Raw genomic sequence first — 17,176 nt, 5'->3', positions numbered from 1 at the left:
CCTTGTTATCGGAGGCTCCCCTGAATGGAAACTTGATTTTGTGCCTACTTCAGAAGGATTTTACAGTTTCACAGAAAACCGTTATATTTACCAGTACAGAGACCACCTTGGCAATGCGAGGGTAAGTTTTGCGAAAAACAGCGAAGGCGTTCTGGAGGTTACGGATACCAATAACTATTATCCTTTTGGATTGAATCATATTCAGGGAATGATTAGCAGTTCTAGACTTGGAGGGTATTATAGTTATAAGTACAACGGGAAGGAGCTTCAGGAGACTGGGATGTATGATTATGGAGCGAGGATGTATATGCCGGATATTGGAAGATGGGGTGTCATAGATCCTCTGGCTGAAACCTCTAGGAGGTGGAGTCCTTATAATTATGCTTTCAATAATCCGATAAGATTTATTGATCCAGACGGAAGGCAAGCTTTAGATCCTGGAGATAGATTTAAGACTTTAAGGTCTGCCGCTACTGATTTTGGAAAGCAGTACAATGGATTATCTATTAATTATAATGTTGAAGTCCGTACTACTTTTTATAAAGTAACTGATACAAACGGCGAAACCTATTATAGTTATACAGTTCCTCAAACTGGAACTGCTGGAACGTCAGGAGAAATAGATCCAAATGATGTTGCGAAAGCAGCAAAAGGTGCTGAAATTGTAGGTGATGGTCATACACATAGTGGAGACACGGATGTTATAAAAATGGATGGAAAAGATTATAGTAGTGCAAACGAGTTTTCAAATAGAGATATTGCATCATATAAAAATACACTATATGATAGTAATGGAAAAAAAGAAGAGAATGCTTATGGAAAACCCATAACAGGTTATGTTGCAACACCAGATGGGGGATTAAGAGAATATACACCAGGAGTTAGTAATAATTCCAATTCTACAAAAACAGATGCAGCCGGAGTGGCCGTAAAAAATTACGATCTTCCTGTTACTAAAGATTTACCTTCTGACCCCGCTTCCGGATCTTTAAGGCTAAATAGTATTTCGCCTACAAATATGCCTAATGTACCACCTAAAGGATTTGATCCTAAACAACCTAAAAGATATTAACAATGTTGAGAATAGTTTTAATAATTTTATATTTCCTACCATTGTCTCTTATGGCACAAGAAGGAAAATGCAAAGATGAAGATAGAAGAATTGATCAATTACCATGTAAACTTGTAAATCATTATGGCACAGACATTATACCTGACGAAGAAACTGTAATTAAATATGTTGATGTTCTTATAAGAAAGAGAGCGTTATTAGATCCTGAAAAATCTAAACCATATCAGATTAGTTTGATTGCAGATAATAAAGTATGGCGAATTGTTATAAAAAGTTATAATTGTAGATACTGTAAGATATATATTAATATCAATAAAAATACTGGCGAAGTATTAAATTATTATAAATCAGAAGATTAATTCCCCCCCCCCCCGCTGGCGCGAGCGTCTCGCTCGTGTCCATCTGAGTCCTAAATAATCCTGTAATATCTATTGATCCGGATGGAATGGAAATAAAGACATCCATCCTTCGGAAATTTAGCAGATAAAGCACTTGGGCAATTAAATGCAAATAGTAATCTCGCTATGACAAAGGATTCGAATGCCAAATTAGACACTGCAAAGCTAGTAAAATGGAATATAATTAATTATAATAATAGAATCCGTCTCACAACAAAAAAGTGAGACGGATTCTTTCCGTTTATACTATTTCAACCTATCCGGATTCTGCTTAAGAAAACTATCCCAGCCGGTGAATGATTTTGTACCGGCTACAGTTCCGGAATTAAAGTGATGGCATACCGCAACGGCAAGACCATCGGAGGCATCCAGATATTTTGTAGGAAATTCTTTCAGATTTAAAAGATTCTGAAGCATTCCTGCCACTTGTTCTTTGCTGGCATTTCCGTTTCCGGTGATAGCCATTTTGATCTTTTTAGGTGAGTATTCTGTAATCGGAATGTTCCGGTGAAGGCTTGCTGCCATTGCGACTCCCTGAGCACGGCCTAATTTAAGCATACTCTGCACATTTTTTCCAAAAAACGGAGCTTCAAGAGCTACTTCATCAGGATGATATTCATCGATCAGGGCTAATGTTTTGTCAAAAATATATTTCAGCTTCGTTTCATGATTAGGGTATTTTTTTAAGATCAGCTCATGAATGGAAATCATCTCCATCTTCCCTTTTTTAATGGAAATAATACCAAAACCCATAATAGCCGTTCCCGGATCAATCCCTAAAATTATCTTCTCTGAAATCATGCTTCAAAGATAGGGTATTCTAAACTTTTTTATCAGACAAAAGATTATTTAATAATATTCAACATATCGGGAAATATTTATAACTTTAAATAAAAAATGTTATGAAAAATTTACTTAATCTTTTGATGGTTCCCGTACTACTCTTGTGCAGCTTTCAGAAAAGCAATACGTTAGCGTATTTTAGGGATAAAGTTTCCGGCACTGAAATCCGGAAAGAAGGGAAGATTGTTTATCTGTTTTTTCAGGCCGATAAAGAAGCTTCCGGAAAAGAAAGAATTGTCCTTCAGGAAAAGAAAATTGCCGAAGGAAAGCTGAAATTCACGCCTTCTTTCGATAGGAGTGAAGTTGAAACCGGAGATCTTATTATTATTTTATCCGATTCGGGAGGGAAAGAAATGAGCAAGCAGCTGGTAAAAAATCCATTGAATCCCGAAATGGAAGTGTATGAAAAAGAAGGGGTCAGCAGAAAGAAAATATCCCTTGATAATGCTGAATTCAGTGTCAGGTATGCCTATTCTGAACACATTCAAATGGTAAAAATCGAAAAAGTAACCGATTCAGGAACACAAATGGTATTCACTCAAAAACTTTAATCATGAAAAAAACTTTATTAGCCCTATTAATAGGAAGTTGTTGTACTGCACAGACCTTCCAGACTGTTCCTCTGCTTCAGAACGGAACCAATGACAAAAGGATCATTATCGCAGTATTGGGTGATGGTTTTACAACGGCTCAGCAGACTTCCTTTGTTTCCTCAGCGCAGGCGACTGTCAATTATCTTTTTACAAAAAGCCCCTACACGGAATATAAAAACTACTTCAATGCCTATGCGGTAAAAGTGGTGTCTACCGCTTCAGGAGTGAAACACCCCGGAACTGCTACCGATGTAACGGAACCCGTTATTCCGGTTTCTAATCCCAATAATTACCTTGGATCTTCCTTTGATTTCGGGGTTCATCGCTGTATTTACAGTAATACTACCAATAAAGTAGGTCAGGTTCTTGCGGCCAATGTTCCGGATTATGATATTACCTATGTGTTGGGGAACTCTACAGAGTATGGAGGCTGCGGCGGGGCTTATGCATTCGCTTCCCTCAATGGATCATCTAATGAAATTGTTGTTCATGAATTGGGACATTCTTTCGGAAAACTGGCTGATGAATACTGGTTCTCAGGATCCGGAGAATCTCCCAATAAAACCCAGACGTCAAGTCCAACGACAGTGAAGTGGAAAAACTGGGTAGGAACAAACGGGGTAGGTGTTTATTCCTTTACAGAAAGTCCTTCCTGGTTCCGTCCTCATCAAAGCTGCGAGATGAGGTATCTTAACCAGCAGTTCTGCTCGGTTTGTAAAGAAGCCATTATTGAAAAAATTCATTCACTGGTGTCTCCGGTGGACTCCTACACCCCTGCGAATACTTCAGCAGTCAACGCCAACTCTAATGTCACATTTACAGTAAATGAAATTCTTCCGATTCCTAACACCCTGGTCAATTCCTGGAAACTGAACGGAATACTGCTTGCCTCAACAGCCAATGCAATCACCATTTCTCCTTCCCAGCTGAATGCGGGAAATAATACCCTGATCTTTTCGGTCAATGATAATAATCCATTGCTTAAAGTCAATAATCACAATACCGTTCATTTTACCAATGTCACCTGGACATTGAATAAATCTGCTGCACGGAAGATGATGGAGGTAAAAGCAGAAGAAAGAAGATACAGTATTTATCCTAATCCTTCAGACGGCGAATTTTTCATCAAAGGGAAGCAGGATTTCTCCGGAAATACCAGAGTTGAATTGTATGACACTTCAGGGAAACTTATCAGAGGGAAATCAGGGCTCAAAGACCATTCAACTTTATGGGTAGACATTAAAAACCTTCCGGCAGGAACGTATCTCGTTAATGTGTATGAAAATGAAGGAATGATCATTTCCCAAAAAATCATTAAAGAATAAATTCGTAAAATTCAAAATACAGTGCCGCTTGTCTAAGGCGGCATTTATTGTTCGCTGACATTTCCTGTCAGCCGCTTTTCCGCAATGGGAACCCATTCATGATCATGTCGAAGGAGTGTTATTTTGTTAACTAAGAATTTAGTTTTAAATTCTTTTTCCTTGTAAATCTCCCACGCTTTCAGGTAATTATCATAACTAAGATTCCTGTATCCAACGGTGATGTGAGGTGTGAAAGAATAGGGAGTAAAATTAAAATATTGTTTTACCCTTTCATGAAGAATATGTAAATTTTCATTGGGTTCGGGGTGCACAAAAAGCACAGGATTTTTGGGATTGGGAAAACTGCCAAAACCATTTAACGTAATTTCAAAAGGAGAGAGATTGGTATCTATCTTTTGAAAAGCAGCATGGATGTCATTTTCCAATTCAAGCGCTCTCGAAAAAGGAGGAAATAAAGTAATATGCGCATCATTTTTTAACGCCTTTGAATTTTCATAATTCAAGGCCAGGTCTTTTTTAAATACCTTCACCTCTTCAATAATTTCCTGAGGAGGATAAACCGCAATGAAATACATTTTTTTCATACAACAAAATACATTTTTTTTGATAAAACTTACATGCATAAGAAAATTATGCATAGATTTGTAAGGTATTAAAAACATTGTCATTTGAAAAAGAACAGCCTTTACAAAGGAACACTCCAGAACATTATTCTGAAATTGCTTTCAAAAGAAGTGAAAATGTACGGCTATCAAATCACCCAGCGGGCAAAGGAACTTACAGAAGGAGAGCTTGAAATGACGGAGGGTGCGCTGTATCCGCTGCTGCATAAACTGGAGAATGATGGAATGATCACTTCGGAGGTTCAAAAAATCAATGGCAGAGACCGAAAATATTATCTTCTGACTGAAAAAGGGAAAAAAGATCAGGCTGTTCAGGAGAATGAAATGAAAAGTTATTTATTAAACCTAAATGCGATTTTTAACATATGATGACTGCAACACAGGAAATTGAAATCAAACAATACCTTATTTCAAAAAAATTGGATCACGAGCTTTTGCTGGAAATCAAAGACCATTTTATCCTTCAGATCACCCATTTGATGGAAGACCATAATATCAGTTTTCAGGAAGCCTTTCTCCAAACCCAAATGAACTGGAAATATGAGCTTGAAATGGTGAGAGCAGACATCCTTTCAGTGAGAAAAGTCTCCCGAATTGAGAAACATATTCTTCAGAACAGATTCAGAAAGATGACCGGATATGCTTTACTGAGTTCCGTGCTTTTCTTAATTTTACTCTATACAGAACCTGATCTTTATAATGAGGTGCAGATGGTAGCTTTTGCCATCATATTCGGGCTTGCAGGATATAATTTTATCTTTAGAAAAATGAAGTTGTACCATTATACCCAAATCAGTTTTCATCCTTTGCTGTTAAAAAATCTGTTTGTAGGACTGGTGGTAATGGGATGTACTTCTTTCTTCTTTCAGGATTTCAGAATGGTTGCGTCTGTCATAATAAAACCTTTCTTTTTGTTCGCTACTGCTGTTCAGATTCAGCTTCTCTATTGGAATGCAAAGAAAGTGAATGTTTTGATCTAAGCTGTAACAAGGTGTTTTCCAGATTATCTGTGATCTTTTTAACTTCCGTATGAGGCCGGAAAGTGGAACTCTTTCCCTTTTCTTCATCCGCAATATTCGATAAAATAATCACGGATGTCCTGGTTTGCGGATAATAAATATTCAGAGAAGGAGAGCCTTTGACATAGCCGCTGTGAAAATAGCATTCAGGTTTTCCGATGTTCATCATAATTCCGTAGCCATATCCCATTGTACCCAGAATCGCATGATGTCTTTCGGCACTTTTAGAACTGAACTGCTTTAACGTTTCTGGTTTCAGGATTTTTCCACCATACAAAGCATTGTTCCATTGGTGAAGATCATCTATGGTAGAAAGGACACCACCTGCGGGAGTTCCTATATCTTTTCCGGCCAGTCTTTTCGGCATATGGGGAACTTCTGCAAAGTTCCCCCCATTCCCCAGATAAGCACTGGCAAAATCAGAACCTTCAAAAACAGCTGCGGTAGAAGAGCTTGTCATTCCTGCTTTTTTAAACAGTTCCTGAGCATTTTCATCAAATGATTTTCCCGAAACGATTTCAACAATTTTTCCTAAAGCATTAAAGCCGTCATTGGAATAGAAAAAATCTGAACCACTTCTGAACATCAATTTCCCTCCGAACATATTGAGTCCTGACGTATGGTTTAAAAGCTGGTGAATCGTAATATTTTCATATTCCTTCAATTTGAATTCTTTCAGGTATTGAGATACTTTGTCCGTCACATTCAGTTTTCCCTGTTCCATCTGAAGAAGGATCAATACTGCTGTGAACTGCTTGCTGACAGAACCGATGGCAAAAACGGTATTGTTGTCAATCTTTGTTTTAGCCTTAAAGTCTGAATAGCCATTTTCTTTCCGGTATAGCTGAAGCGAATCTTTAAATACTGCGACACTTCCGTTGAAATCATATTTTTTAAAAACAGAATCGATCTGCTGTTCTAAAAGTGTAGTCTGAAAAGCTGTAATCGTAGAATCAATGATTGCATTCTTATTAATGGGTTGAGCAGCAGCAGGTGCAAGTTCATTTTTACAGGAAATTAAGCCGGATACGAGAAAAATAAGTAGAAGAAAGGAAGAGATTTTTTTTGTCATTTTGTGATGGGAAATAAATTTTTACAGCATTGTTTATCAAAAATAAGAAAAACCGCTCAAAGTTCCAGAGCAGGAAATATGAAATATTATTGCTGATAAACGAAAAATGCTGTAATCTCTTACTTCTTTTGTACAAAAGCAGTGCACAGATCATGAGTACTTTTATGAGTTTTGGAAAACTTCACAAAATCTTTTTATTCTTAAAAACGAGTTTTTGGTTTTTAATGAGTTTAAAACGAAGTTATCCTATCCGTTATTTAAGTTTCAGGTCACAGAACCAGAAAACATATTCTCCTTCCTGATCTTCTGCGTCTGCTTTAGGTTTAGGATATGTTTTCTTTACCGTTTCCCCGATTTCAAAGTGAACAGGTTCTTTAAAAATAGGTCCGTCAAAAGTAAACGTATGGAATTCTCCGTTTTCTCCACATGGATCCACATTTTCTGGAAGATCGCAGATGAAATCCTGATCAATGATTCTGCCGGCAAAACTTTTGTCGAGATAGGTTTCATTCACGCAGGTCACAATCGTTTTAAAACCAAGATCAAGAAATTCCTGGATAAGGTCAGCAGTATTTTGTTTCCAAAGCGGAAAGACCGCTTCCATTCCGATCGATTGCAGTTGTTCTTCACGGTATTTTCGAAGGTCTTCCAGGAAAATATCTCCAAAAATGGATTGCGTGACTCCCATCGCCTGAATTTCCGACATCGTCTTATTCATAAGTTCCCGGTATTCATCCATGGAAGGTTCTTTGGGAAGTTCCATTTTCATTAACGGAAGTTCAAGACTTTCAGCCTGCTTCTCCAAAAGAGAAACATGAACACCATGCATAGAAATTCTCTGAAACTCTTCGTTGATGCTGGTCAGCAGAGTTGTTACTTCAGTCTGGTTTTCCTGCAGGGTTTTATAAAGGGCAAGAGCAGAATCTTTTCCGCTGCTCCAGTTAAATACGGCTTTTGGTTTCATAAGGCTTCTCAATTGAAAATATCAACCTTCCTGATGACAGAAGGTTGGCAGATAGGGATTATAATTTTTCTACTTCTTTGATCGGAATGAATGCGCCGTTCAGATAATCAACTTTTAGTTCAAAAGGGTAGGAGGCAGGGCTGGCGGCAATTAAACCACCAACAATTCCAAAAAAGACCGTAGCCGTCATCACATTTCCCGTTTTTGCAGTTCCTTTTATCTTACCGATGAGGTAAAAATCACCATCTCTTTTTTCAGCTTTTGTAAATAAATTTTCAACAGGAACGTAGAGGTATGGAATTCCCTGGTACACTAAAGCGTAATTGTCATTTTTCTTAACTTCTTTTTCTTTACCATCCGTCATCTCATATATTTTGATGATTTTAGACGACTTTCCATAAAATTTAGGATGAACAATCTCTTTGTCAGGCTGCTGATTTTTGAATGACTCATAATCTTTATAAAGCCCGTCTTTAAGGGTTTCCGAATTGTAAAGAGCCAGTTTCTGTTTTTCAATATTGTCGAAATTCCTGATGTCATCAAAGGTGTAGTGATTGGTTTCTGCTGCTTTTCTGGAGATGTTTTTACGGATAAAGTCGCTTACCATCTCACTTCCTTTCTTCATGGTCGCTTTGGTAACATCCATTGAAGAATGGTCGATGACAGAATCTATTTTATCAAGATAAGAATAGGTTCCATCATCATTTTTTGCAAATAAATAGGCCTGGAAGTAGCAGTAGCCATGCTCACTGAAAGCTCCCGTGACTTCAGCAAAGTAGAGTTGTTTCAGATACATAACGATGGTGCCTTCTTCTGCATTGGCTCCATTGATGTGTTGCAAGAGATTCTGAAACTGATCCGGTAAACGGGTCGTGGGAACCACCCTCGCTTTTGTATTGAATGCCCCTTTTTGGACAATTCCAAGAGAAGTGGTATCTATTCTGTTATCGATTAACGTAATGGTTTTATAATAACTTTTCTCCAGTTTCTGATCAGGAAGACTGATGGTAAAATCTTCTACACGCTTCTGGGAAAATAAAAAAACCGAAACACATAGCGCAATGAGGACTTGAATTTTTTGCAATTTATTTTTCATGGTATTCTATAAAAATAGGTATTTTATGTTTGCTAAAATAAAGAAATCTGGTAAATGCTAAAAACTGGAATCATGTTTTAATGGCTAAAAAATGGTTTCGTGTTACCAGTGTCAGAATAAAAATACAAAAAAAACTCAAAGAAAATTTCCTTGAGGTTTGATCGATAAGTATTTTTTAATTGCTTGGTGATTTGCGAGGAAAAGTATAAGTAATTGTATTGGTAATTTGATTTTAATTATGGAAATCCGTAAAAAAATACGATGTGTATCTAATAAATAATTTTATATATTTTGATATTTGAAATTATTTACTTATGTTTGTATCTAAATATTATAATATGGATTTTTTAAAAGATATTGTATTTGAAGATCCTGATAAAATAGGAGGTTCTATAAAGGCAACAATTCAAAAAACTGGTAAAATTGGTTTTTCTTCTGGTGCTGAGGAATTTATGGAATTAAAAAATACACCCTATTTTAAAATAGGATTTAACAATAGTGAAAATGCTGGAGATATCATTTATATGGTTTCATCTGCAACAGAAGAAGGAGCATTTAAAGTTTCTAAAGCAGGACTATATTATTATATAAATTTGAAAAATGTTTTTGATAGAAAGGGAATCGATTATAAAAATAAGAGTTACATATACGATATAAAAAAAGAAAATTCTGAAGATACAGAGTTTTTTATTTTAACTAAAAGAAAAAAATAATGTAGAGGGATAGAAAATATAAAAAAAGGCTGAATAAACAGCCGAGGAAAATTTATCAAATTTTGTTAAAAAAATAAGGGGGTAGGATTCCATATTAAACAAAATTATTTGCGAAGAAGTGAGATTACCTCATCTACTTTTGCTTGTACAAATGTACTTCAAATGTTTCTTTTTTCCAAAATAAAATTCGGTTTTAACACTCACGGACGTTAGAGTAAATAATAATATTTTAAAAATGAGAATATTATCTATTAAGAATTTTGAATTAAAAAAAAGAAACAAAAATTATGAATTATAAAGTATCTACTTTTAAATTCTTCGTTTCAAATAGAAGCGGAGAAAAACACTTTTTGGCAAATCTGCCTGGGAATCTTGACTTTCAAGACTTATTTGAAGAATTCTGTAAGGATATTTTTTCAAACACTAAAAGGTTTAATGAAAATGGAAAAGATAAAAGTTTTACCTTAAGAAATCCTCATAAAATTAACAAAGAAAAAAGATGTGTTTTTGGAAGATTTGGTGCAGGTACAACGGGAGATCCTGTCGACATCAATGATCCTGAAACAAATCAAACTAATTATTCTGTTAATTCATTAGAGCTTCAAGATAGAGTGTTAAATTTCTATGCTCAAATCCCTAAAAATAAACAGGAAGGTTATATTGTATTACAAAGAAAATCAACACATAGTATTCAAAAAAGTCTTGAAGATTGTTTTAATAGCTTTTTGTTAAGAAAAGGTTTTGAAGGAGAAAATAAGATTAGATTTAAGCTTGCTTCAGCTCCAAACTTTAAATTAATGGAAAAAATGATGAATAATGGAGATTTAAAAGAAGTGCACCTTCATAGAAATCTTATTCCGACTAGTTTTTCAGAGTTATTTGAAGATTCAAGTAACTCAAGTCTAGGAACAACAATTACTCAGTTAAAATTCAATAAAGGAGCTGTAAAGGCAAATATTAAGAAAGTTTTATCTAATATTTATGGAAAGAGTTATACAGGTGATGATCAAATAGAAATTGATGGGAATTTTTATGATGAAGTTACATTTACTTTTTATCTTGATAAAGTTACTAAAACATTTTATGTAAATGATAAATCAAAAATAAGATCAGAAATTGATATAACTTCAATGGTTGATAATATTGATCAAGGTGAAATTCCTTTAGATGAATTTGTGAAAATTTCGGAAAAACTAATTTCAGAAATAGCATAATAGAAAAGCCGTAGAAATAAATCTACGGCTTTTTATTTACATCGCCCGTCGTCCAGTTAAGAACTTACATATTTCTTCTGTACTTGCCACCCACTTCAAATAGAGCGTTGGTGATCTGCCCAAGAGAACAGTATTTCACGGCATCCATCATCACTGCAAATAAGTTCTGCTGGTTGATGGCTGCATATTGTAGCTTTTTAAGGGCTTCATCAGATTTATCCTCATTTGATTTCTGGAAATTATGAAGCGTTTCAATCTGAACCTGCTTTTCCTCTTCGGTAGAACGGATTACTTCACCAGGACGAACCGTTGGAGAACCATCTTTTCCAAGGAAAGTGTTCACTCCGATAATCGGATATTCTCCTGTATGTTTCAACCATTCGTAATGCATGGATTCTTCCTGGATCTTAGAACGCTGATACATGGTTTCCATAGCGCCAAGAACACCTCCTCTCTCCGTAATTCTGTCGAATTCCGTATACACGGCTTCCTCTACAAGATCTGTTAATTCTTCAATAATGAATGAGCCTTGTAATGGATTTTCGTTTTTAGCTAAACCTAATTCCTTATTGATAATTAACTGGATCGCCATTGCTCTTCTTACCGACTGCTCAGTAGGAGTGGTAATCGCCTCGTCATATGCATTCGTGTGAAGAGAATTACAGTTATCATAGATCGCATAAAGCGCCTGAAGTGTCGTTCTGATATCGTTGAAATCAATTTCCTGAGCGTGAAGAGAACGTCCGGAAGTCTGGATGTGGTATTTCAGCATCTGGCTTCTTTCGTCTGCTCCGTATTTGATTTTCATGGCTTTTGCCCAGATTCTTCTGGCTACACGGCCGATCACTGAATATTCCGGGTCGATACCATTGGAGAAGAAGAAAGATAAGTTGGGGGCAAAATCATTGATGTCCATTCCACGGCTCAGATAATATTCCACATAAGTGAAACCGTTGGCCAGTGTAAATGCCAGCTGAGAAACCGGATTGGCTCCTGCTTCAGCGATGTGATATCCTGAAATGGAAACGGAATAGAAGTTTCTTACTTTTTCAGTAATGAAGAACTCCTGAACGTCACCCATTAATCTTAGTGCAAATTCAGTAGAGAAAATACAGGTATTCTGAGCCTGGTCTTCTTTTAAAATGTCTGCCTGAACCGTACCACGAACTGTCGCAATTGTTTTGGCTTTAATCTCTGCATACGCTTCAGCAGGAATGACTTCGTCTCCTGTGATTCCTAATAGTTTTAATCCTAAGCCATTGTTGGATGGAGGTAATTCTCCGTTATATTTTGGTCTTTCCAGACCTCTGTCATCAAATTTTGCTTTTAAAACAGCTTCAACCTTAGCTTCCAGTTGATGCTCGGCAATATATTTTTCAACATTCTGGTCAATAGCGGCATTCATAAAGAAAGCCAGCAACATTGGAGCCGGACCGTTGATCGTCATAGAAACTGAAGTCATTGCATTCACGAGATCAAAACCGGAATACAGTTTTTTTGCATCATCTAAGGTCGCAATGGAAACTCCTGCATTCCCGATTTTACCGTAAATATCCGGTGGTAAAGCAGGATCCTGGCCATATAACGTCACAGAGTCAAACGCTGTAGACAAACGTTTGGCATCCATTTCCGCAGAAACGTAGTGGAACCTTCTATTCGTTCTTTCCGGACCTCCTTCTCCTGCAAACATTCTTGTCGGATCTTCTCCGGTTCTTTTGAAAGGATAAATCCCCGCTGTGTAAGGGAATCCTCCCGGAAGGTTTTCCTGGCCCTTCCATTTGATCAGGTCGCCCCAGTCCGTATATTTTGGTAAAGAAATTTTAGGAATTCTTAAATGGGATAAAGACTCGGTTGAAGTTTCAACTTTGATTTCTTTTCCACGAACAAAATAGGAGTAAAACTCAGCTTTGAAAGCCTCTTTCGTATCATCCCAGGTTCTCAGGAAGTCGATATTTTCCTGTTGAAGATCTTTTTCTGCTTTTTGATATTCAGCATCTAATACTTCATTGGAAAGGAAATTTTTCACTCCTTCTATATGATACATTTTTCGGGCTAATTCAGCCTGTTTTTCAACGTTGGCATCGTATTGTCTGTTGTTTTCAACAATTTCGGAAAGGTAGCGAACTCTTTTGGGAGGAATGATCGTTACTTCGTCCGTCACTTCCTGCTCAACAAAACCTTGCAGATTTAATGCTGAAAATTTTTCGTTTACTTTTTCAATCAGCCTGTTGAATAGCTCAGTCGTTCCGTGATCGTTGAACTGAGAGGCTTTTGTTGCATAAACCGGCATATCATCCAATGGGCTTTCCCACAACAAATGGTTTCTCTGGAACTGTTTTTTGACAGCCTGAAGGGCATCTAAAGCTCCGCGTTTGTCAGATTTATTTAAAGCAACTAAATCTGCATAATCCAACATGTCGATTTTTTCCAACTGCGTAGAGGCTCCATATTCAGGAGTCATGACATACATGGAAACATCTGCAAAATCAGAAACTTCTGAACCGGATTGTCCGATACCCGAGGTTTCAAGAATAATCACATCAGGATGAGCCAGTTTCAATACATTCAATGCGGAATGGATGAACGGAGAAACGGAAACGTTGTTTTCTCTGGTCGCCATCGAACGCATATACACTCTCGGGTCATTGATCGCGTTCATACGGATTCTATCTCCCAAAAGGGCTCCTCCGGTTTTCTTTTTCGAAGGGTCAATGGAGATAATGGCAATTTTTTTATCGGTATTGGAACGTAAGAAACGTCTTACCAATTCATCTGTTAAAGAAGATTTTCCTGCACCACCAGTACCTGTGATACCGATAATAGGGATGTTTAAGTCTTTGGATTTTTCGTCAATTGCTTTTACCAATTCAGGCTTTTCGTCTGAAAAGTTTTCTACAGCAGAAATGATTTTCGCAATGCTGGTGGAATTTTCAAAATTAATTGAGTCCAGATCATCAGCTGTTACTTCTTTTCCTGTAGCGAAATCTGATCTTTTAACCAAATCATCGATCATTCCCTGTAAACCAAGTTCGCGGCCGTCATCCGGAGAATAAATCCTGTCGATTCCATAGGCCATGATGTCTTCAATTTCTTCAGGCAGAATAACACCGCCACCGCCACCAAAAATTTTGATTTGCGGGGAGTTTTTCTCTCTTAAAAGGTCGTAGATATATTTAAAATATTCGTTGTGACCTCCCTGATAAGAGGTTAAAGCAATTGCATTGGCATCTTCCTGAATCGCTGTGTTCACAACTTCTTCTGCTGATTTGTCGTGGCCAAGGTGGATGACTTCACATCCTGTTCCCTGGATCACGCGGCGCATGATATTAATCGCAGCATCGTGTCCGTCAAATAATGACGCCGCTGTTACGATTCTTACTTTGTTGGTTGGAGTATATTTTTGGGTTTCCATAAAAAATCTAGAAAATTTCTGAATTTTCAAATATAATAATAAAATAAGAACCTTTTGGTTTTGTTTAATAAATTGATTTTAAGTGAGTTGGTTGTGGGTGGTAGAATGTTATTTCCCCAACTTAACAATCATTCGTTTAATAATGATCAGTAAATTCTCTATTTTTGCAGAATATATATATATAGTATGAAAAAGGCTTTGATGTATTTTGCTCTGGGAACGGTTCTTAGTTTTCTGATTAATTATTTTTTTTACAGTTCTACCAATATCGGTCTTGATATATATTATGCACTGGCTTTTGGGATAGCATGGGGGATTGCTTACTATCTGGATACTCCCCATTTTACACTAGCACAAAAATTAGGTATTTCTTTTGTAGCCATGGGAGTTTTGGTATTGATAGGAGCATGTATATTCAGTTTAGAGCTGGCGATTCCTTCGATACTTAAATTTTCTACAGTTTTTGTAGCGTATTACCTGATTGCTAGTTTCAGAGCAAACAAATCTTTGCGCCGTTAATGCAGAAATAAAAAGCTTATAATTCCCAAGCCTACCAATAAAAAGGTAAACAGGAAGGTATTGATCATAAACTGAATAATCCCTACTAGAATGGTCAACGCAGGATGGGTTCTGTATGTTTTATAATGAGCAATAAAAAAATAACATCCGGCATATATAATAGCCGATATAATAAGAATCGTATTCAAAGTCGTTGCAAAAGCACTTTCATGGAAATAGCTCAACAGTTTATTCAATACAAAAAGAAGGAGTGTGAGTAGCAGTAAAAAAGAAAAGTAATGAAGGGTGAAAACACCGTGGTCAAAATACCACCACTTTCTTTTACTGTGAAATATCCAAAGAAGGAAAGCAAATAGAGGGAGATAGAGGAAAAGAGCTTTGGGTAAATTGTGTATAGAACTCTTTACAAACATATCGGTAATTTCACTTGGAGAATGACCTTTGTTTTCCAATTCAAAAATTTTAACAAGAAACGGACGGAAGATTTCGTACTGGTGTCCGTTGCTTTCTTCTTTTTTGTCAAAATCTGCCATAGACTGTAATCCGAAAGATTCTGTGATTTTTTTGTTTTCGCTTTTAAAGATTTGTTCTACGTCTATATCATTTTTTTTATGAGCTTCGCTGGCTGTTTTAGCGGAGTCCAAAGCCTTAGTCAAAGCCCCGCCTGTAAGAGAATCAGCCATGGCCATTTCCGGCGACTCCTTCATAAGTTGACGGACAGCTTCATTTTCAGAGATTTTTTTTTGAATTTCTTTCTTGGTAGCTTCTCCTTGATCCATTCCCTGTTTTCCAAAATCCATATCTGCTATCTGGAATGAAATAAACAGAAATGTCACAAAACTGATAAAAATATAAAGTTTCACGGGAGGTACAAACTGCGCTCTTTTTCCTTCCAGATAAATCTTGGTAAGTTTCCCCGGTTTGAAGAGGAGGTTTTTTATCGTTCCCCAAAACTGCCCGTCATAGTGCGTGAAGTCTTCGAAAAAGTGAGTGAAAAGGTAGTAAAAGGGATGTCTGCTTTCGATATTCTCCTGTCCGCAGTGTGGGCAGAATCTTTCTTCTACCTGATGCCCGCAATTCAGGCAGGTTTTATCATCTCTGGTTTTTCCGTGGCTCATGGGGCATAAGATTTTGGCGCAAATATAAATATTTCGCGATATAAAATAGTATATCAGTAAGCTTTTAGGGAAATCTTTTAAGTAAAATTAATAAAGAAAGAGTTTAAGGATAAAACTCTTTACTTTATCACGTGTGTTTTTAGAATCTTCTAAATGTTTTTTTTCATCGGTCATTCTTTTTACAAGTTGTGTGCCAAAAAAGGAAGGATTATTAAATCCAGTAAGGCAGAGTAAAATTGAGGACCTCTATAGATTAAATAAAATATGTTTTCGGGTTACGAAAATTATTTGTACCTTTGCACACCCTTTTAGGGGAAAATTATGTTTAATCTTTAACTAAAACGTGTGAATACATTAAGTTACAAAACTGTTTCAGCGAACAAAGCTACTGCTAATAAAGAATGGGTTGTGGTAGACGCTGAAGGACAGCCGTTAGGAAGACTAGCTTCTACGGTTGCAAAGATTTTGAGAGGTAAGCACAAAACGAACTTTACACCTCACGTAGATTGTGGTGATAACGTTATCGTTTTGAATGCTGGGAAAATTACGCTTTCCGGAAATAAGTGGGCTGATAAGACTTACATCTGGCATACAGGTTACCCTGGTGGACAGAAGTCTATGACTGCGGCTGAACTTCAGAAGAAAGATTCTTTAAAAGTATTGGAAAAATCTGTAAAAGGTATGTTACCAAAAAATAGATTAGGATCTGCTTTATTAAAGAACCTTTATTTATATGAAGGAACTGAGCACAAACATGAAGCTCAACAGCCTAAAACAATTAATGTTAACGAATTTAAATAATTAATTATGTCTATAGTTCACAAAATCGGAAGAAGAAAAACTTCTGTAGCGAGAGTTTATGTAAGACCAGGTTCTGGAAACATTACAGTAAACGGTAAAGATGCTGCAACTTATTTCTCTACAGACGTTATGGTTTATAAATTGAACCAGCCGTTTATCCTTTCTGAGACTGTTGGTCAGTATGACGTTACCGTAAATGTTTTCGGTGGTGGAAATACAGGTCAGGCAGAAGCTATCAGATTAGGTATTTCAAGAGCTTTATGCGAAATCAATGCTGAATTCAGATTAGCTTTGAAACCTGCTGGTTTACTTACGAGAGATGCAAGAATGGTGGAAAGAAAGAAGCCAGGTCAGAAAAAAGCAAGAAAGAGATTCCAATTCTCAAAACGTTAAT

Annotated in this window: 18 protein-coding genes; 11 read left to right on the top strand and 7 right to left on the bottom strand. The window is 36.6% G+C overall.

Translation table 11 applies throughout. The features are described from left to right. Both BW964_RS17095 and BW964_RS17090 read left to right on the top strand, forming a co-directional pair. Positions 1-1,072 (top strand): RHS repeat-associated core domain-containing protein (locus tag BW964_RS17095; protein ID WP_139325912.1); only part of this gene is annotated, 1,072 nt, incomplete at its 5' end. A gap of 50 nt (positions 1,073-1,122) precedes the next feature. After that, the gene (locus BW964_RS17090) at positions 1,123-1,431 is read left to right on the top strand and encodes a hypothetical protein (RefSeq protein WP_123911987.1); all 309 of its coding nucleotides are present in this window, start codon (positions 1,123-1,125) and stop codon (positions 1,429-1,431) included. 285 nt (positions 1,432-1,716) lie between these two features. On the opposite strand, the gene ruvC is transcribed toward BW964_RS17090, so the two are convergent. After that, on the bottom strand, positions 1,717-2,271 hold the full coding sequence (gene ruvC / locus BW964_RS17085) for a crossover junction endodeoxyribonuclease RuvC (protein WP_073329200.1): 555 nt from the start codon (positions 2,269-2,271) through the stop codon (positions 1,717-1,719). A gap of 101 nt (positions 2,272-2,372) precedes the next feature. On the opposite strand from ruvC, the gene BW964_RS17080 reads away from it, so the two are divergent. Both BW964_RS17080 and BW964_RS17075 read left to right on the top strand, forming a co-directional pair. After that, positions 2,373-2,864, top strand: coding sequence for a hypothetical protein (locus BW964_RS17080; protein ID WP_076508942.1), 492 nt, complete (start codon positions 2,373-2,375; stop codon positions 2,862-2,864). Positions 2,865-2,866: 2 nt separating this feature from the next. Beyond that, positions 2,867-4,231 (top strand): T9SS type A sorting domain-containing protein, encoded by a 1,365-nt coding sequence (locus tag BW964_RS17075; RefSeq protein WP_076508940.1) that lies wholly within the window; start codon positions 2,867-2,869, stop codon positions 4,229-4,231. Between the two features lie 44 nt (positions 4,232-4,275). Here BW964_RS17075 and BW964_RS17070 read toward each other — a convergent pair whose 3' ends face one another. Beyond that, on the bottom strand, positions 4,276-4,815 hold the full coding sequence (locus tag BW964_RS17070) for a 2'-5' RNA ligase family protein (protein ID WP_076509015.1): 540 nt from the start codon (positions 4,813-4,815) through the stop codon (positions 4,276-4,278). 84 nt (positions 4,816-4,899) lie between these two features. Here BW964_RS17070 and BW964_RS17065 point away from each other — a divergent pair, with 84 nt between their 5' ends. Continuing rightward, the gene (locus BW964_RS17065) at positions 4,900-5,223 is read left to right on the top strand and encodes a PadR family transcriptional regulator (RefSeq protein ID WP_076508939.1); all 324 of its coding nucleotides are present in this window, start codon (positions 4,900-4,902) and stop codon (positions 5,221-5,223) included. Beyond that, entirely contained in the window at positions 5,220-5,834 is a 615-nt protein-coding gene (locus tag BW964_RS17060; protein ID WP_076508937.1) for a hypothetical protein, read from the top strand. The genes BW964_RS17065 and BW964_RS17060 overlap by 4 nt, the downstream gene beginning before the upstream one ends. Here BW964_RS17060 and BW964_RS17055 read toward each other — a convergent pair. The 3 genes from BW964_RS17055 to BW964_RS17045 all read right to left on the bottom strand — a co-directional run bounded on the left by BW964_RS17055 (position 5,773) and on the right by BW964_RS17045 (position 8,993). After that, complete coding sequence (locus BW964_RS17055) at positions 5,773-6,945, bottom strand: serine hydrolase domain-containing protein (protein ID WP_076508935.1); 1,173 nt, start codon at positions 6,943-6,945, stop codon at positions 5,773-5,775. The genes BW964_RS17060 and BW964_RS17055 overlap by 62 nt on opposite strands. A 253-nt stretch (positions 6,946-7,198) precedes the next feature. Next, a complete protein-coding gene (locus tag BW964_RS17050; protein ID WP_076508933.1) occupies positions 7,199-7,909 on the bottom strand; it encodes a Dph6-related ATP pyrophosphatase in 711 nt (236 codons plus the stop codon). Positions 7,910-7,967: 58 nt separating this feature from the next. Then, positions 7,968-8,993, bottom strand: coding sequence for a hypothetical protein (locus BW964_RS17045; protein ID WP_123911988.1), 1,026 nt, complete (start codon positions 8,991-8,993; stop codon positions 7,968-7,970). Positions 8,994-9,343: 350 nt separating this feature from the next. Between BW964_RS17045 and BW964_RS17040 the strand changes: the two genes are divergently transcribed. After that, complete coding sequence (locus tag BW964_RS17040; RefSeq protein WP_123911989.1) at positions 9,344-9,718, top strand: hypothetical protein; 375 nt, start codon at positions 9,344-9,346, stop codon at positions 9,716-9,718. A gap of 287 nt (positions 9,719-10,005) precedes the next feature. After that, on the top strand, positions 10,006-10,932 hold the full coding sequence (locus tag BW964_RS17035) for a hypothetical protein (RefSeq protein WP_076508927.1): 927 nt from the start codon (positions 10,006-10,008) through the stop codon (positions 10,930-10,932). Positions 10,933-10,996: 64 nt separating this feature from the next. On the opposite strand, the gene BW964_RS17030 is transcribed toward BW964_RS17035, so the two are convergent. Then, positions 10,997-14,344, bottom strand: coding sequence for a methylmalonyl-CoA mutase family protein (locus BW964_RS17030; RefSeq protein WP_076508925.1), 3,348 nt, complete (start codon positions 14,342-14,344; stop codon positions 10,997-10,999). Positions 14,345-14,530: 186 nt separating this feature from the next. Between BW964_RS17030 and BW964_RS17025 the strand changes: the two genes are divergently transcribed. Continuing rightward, a complete protein-coding gene (locus BW964_RS17025) occupies positions 14,531-14,863 on the top strand; it encodes a hypothetical protein (protein ID WP_076508923.1) in 333 nt (110 codons plus the stop codon). Here the strand turns inward: BW964_RS17025 and BW964_RS17020 are convergent. After that, a complete protein-coding gene (locus tag BW964_RS17020; protein ID WP_076508921.1) occupies positions 14,860-15,981 on the bottom strand; it encodes a DUF3667 domain-containing protein in 1,122 nt (373 codons plus the stop codon). The genes BW964_RS17025 and BW964_RS17020 overlap by 4 nt on opposite strands. A gap of 345 nt (positions 15,982-16,326) precedes the next feature. On the opposite strand from BW964_RS17020, the gene rplM reads away from it, so the two are divergent. Together rplM and rpsI are read left to right on the top strand one after the other, a co-directional pair. After that, positions 16,327-16,782, top strand: a complete 456-nt coding sequence (gene rplM, locus BW964_RS17015) for a 50S ribosomal protein L13 (RefSeq protein ID WP_034706094.1) — start codon at positions 16,327-16,329, stop codon at positions 16,780-16,782. Positions 16,783-16,788: 6 nt separating this feature from the next. Continuing rightward, positions 16,789-17,175, top strand: a complete 387-nt coding sequence (rpsI, locus tag BW964_RS17010; RefSeq protein WP_042722891.1) for a 30S ribosomal protein S9 — start codon at positions 16,789-16,791, stop codon at positions 17,173-17,175. The last annotated feature ends 1 nt before the right edge of the window (position 17,176 follow it).

Origin of the sequence: Chryseobacterium shigense, from assembly GCF_900156575.1 — a bacterium.
Lineage (GTDB): Bacteria > Bacteroidota > Bacteroidia > Flavobacteriales > Weeksellaceae > Chryseobacterium > Chryseobacterium shigense.
The sequence above is the reverse complement of the archived record's forward strand: the minus strand, read 5'-3'. Positions and strand labels throughout refer to the sequence as shown.

Coding starts and splice junctions, on each gene's coding strand:
- BW964_RS17075 (WP_076508940.1), top strand. CDS start 2,867: ATGAAAAAAACTTTATTAGCCCTATTAATAGGAAGTTGTTGTACTGCA.
- BW964_RS17020 (WP_076508921.1), bottom strand. CDS start 15,981: ATGAGCCACGGAAAAACCAGAGATGATAAAACCTGCCTGAATTGCGGG.
- BW964_RS17040 (WP_123911989.1), top strand. CDS start 9,344: ATGGATTTTTTAAAAGATATTGTATTTGAAGATCCTGATAAAATAGGA.
- BW964_RS17035 (WP_076508927.1), top strand. CDS start 10,006: ATGAATTATAAAGTATCTACTTTTAAATTCTTCGTTTCAAATAGAAGC.
- BW964_RS17090 (WP_123911987.1), top strand. CDS start 1,123: ATGGCACAAGAAGGAAAATGCAAAGATGAAGATAGAAGAATTGATCAA.
- BW964_RS17025 (WP_076508923.1), top strand. CDS start 14,531: ATGAAAAAGGCTTTGATGTATTTTGCTCTGGGAACGGTTCTTAGTTTT.
- BW964_RS17030 (WP_076508925.1), bottom strand. CDS start 14,344: ATGGAAACCCAAAAATATACTCCAACCAACAAAGTAAGAATCGTAACA.
- ruvC (WP_073329200.1), bottom strand. CDS start 2,271: ATGATTTCAGAGAAGATAATTTTAGGGATTGATCCGGGAACGGCTATT.
- BW964_RS17070 (WP_076509015.1), bottom strand. CDS start 4,815: ATGAAAAAAATGTATTTCATTGCGGTTTATCCTCCTCAGGAAATTATT.
- BW964_RS17080 (WP_076508942.1), top strand. CDS start 2,373: ATGAAAAATTTACTTAATCTTTTGATGGTTCCCGTACTACTCTTGTGC.
- BW964_RS17055 (WP_076508935.1), bottom strand. CDS start 6,945: ATGACAAAAAAAATCTCTTCCTTTCTTCTACTTATTTTTCTCGTATCC.
- BW964_RS17060 (WP_076508937.1), top strand. CDS start 5,220: ATGATGACTGCAACACAGGAAATTGAAATCAAACAATACCTTATTTCA.
- rpsI (WP_042722891.1), top strand. CDS start 16,789: ATGTCTATAGTTCACAAAATCGGAAGAAGAAAAACTTCTGTAGCGAGA.
- BW964_RS17050 (WP_076508933.1), bottom strand. CDS start 7,909: ATGAAACCAAAAGCCGTATTTAACTGGAGCAGCGGAAAAGATTCTGCT.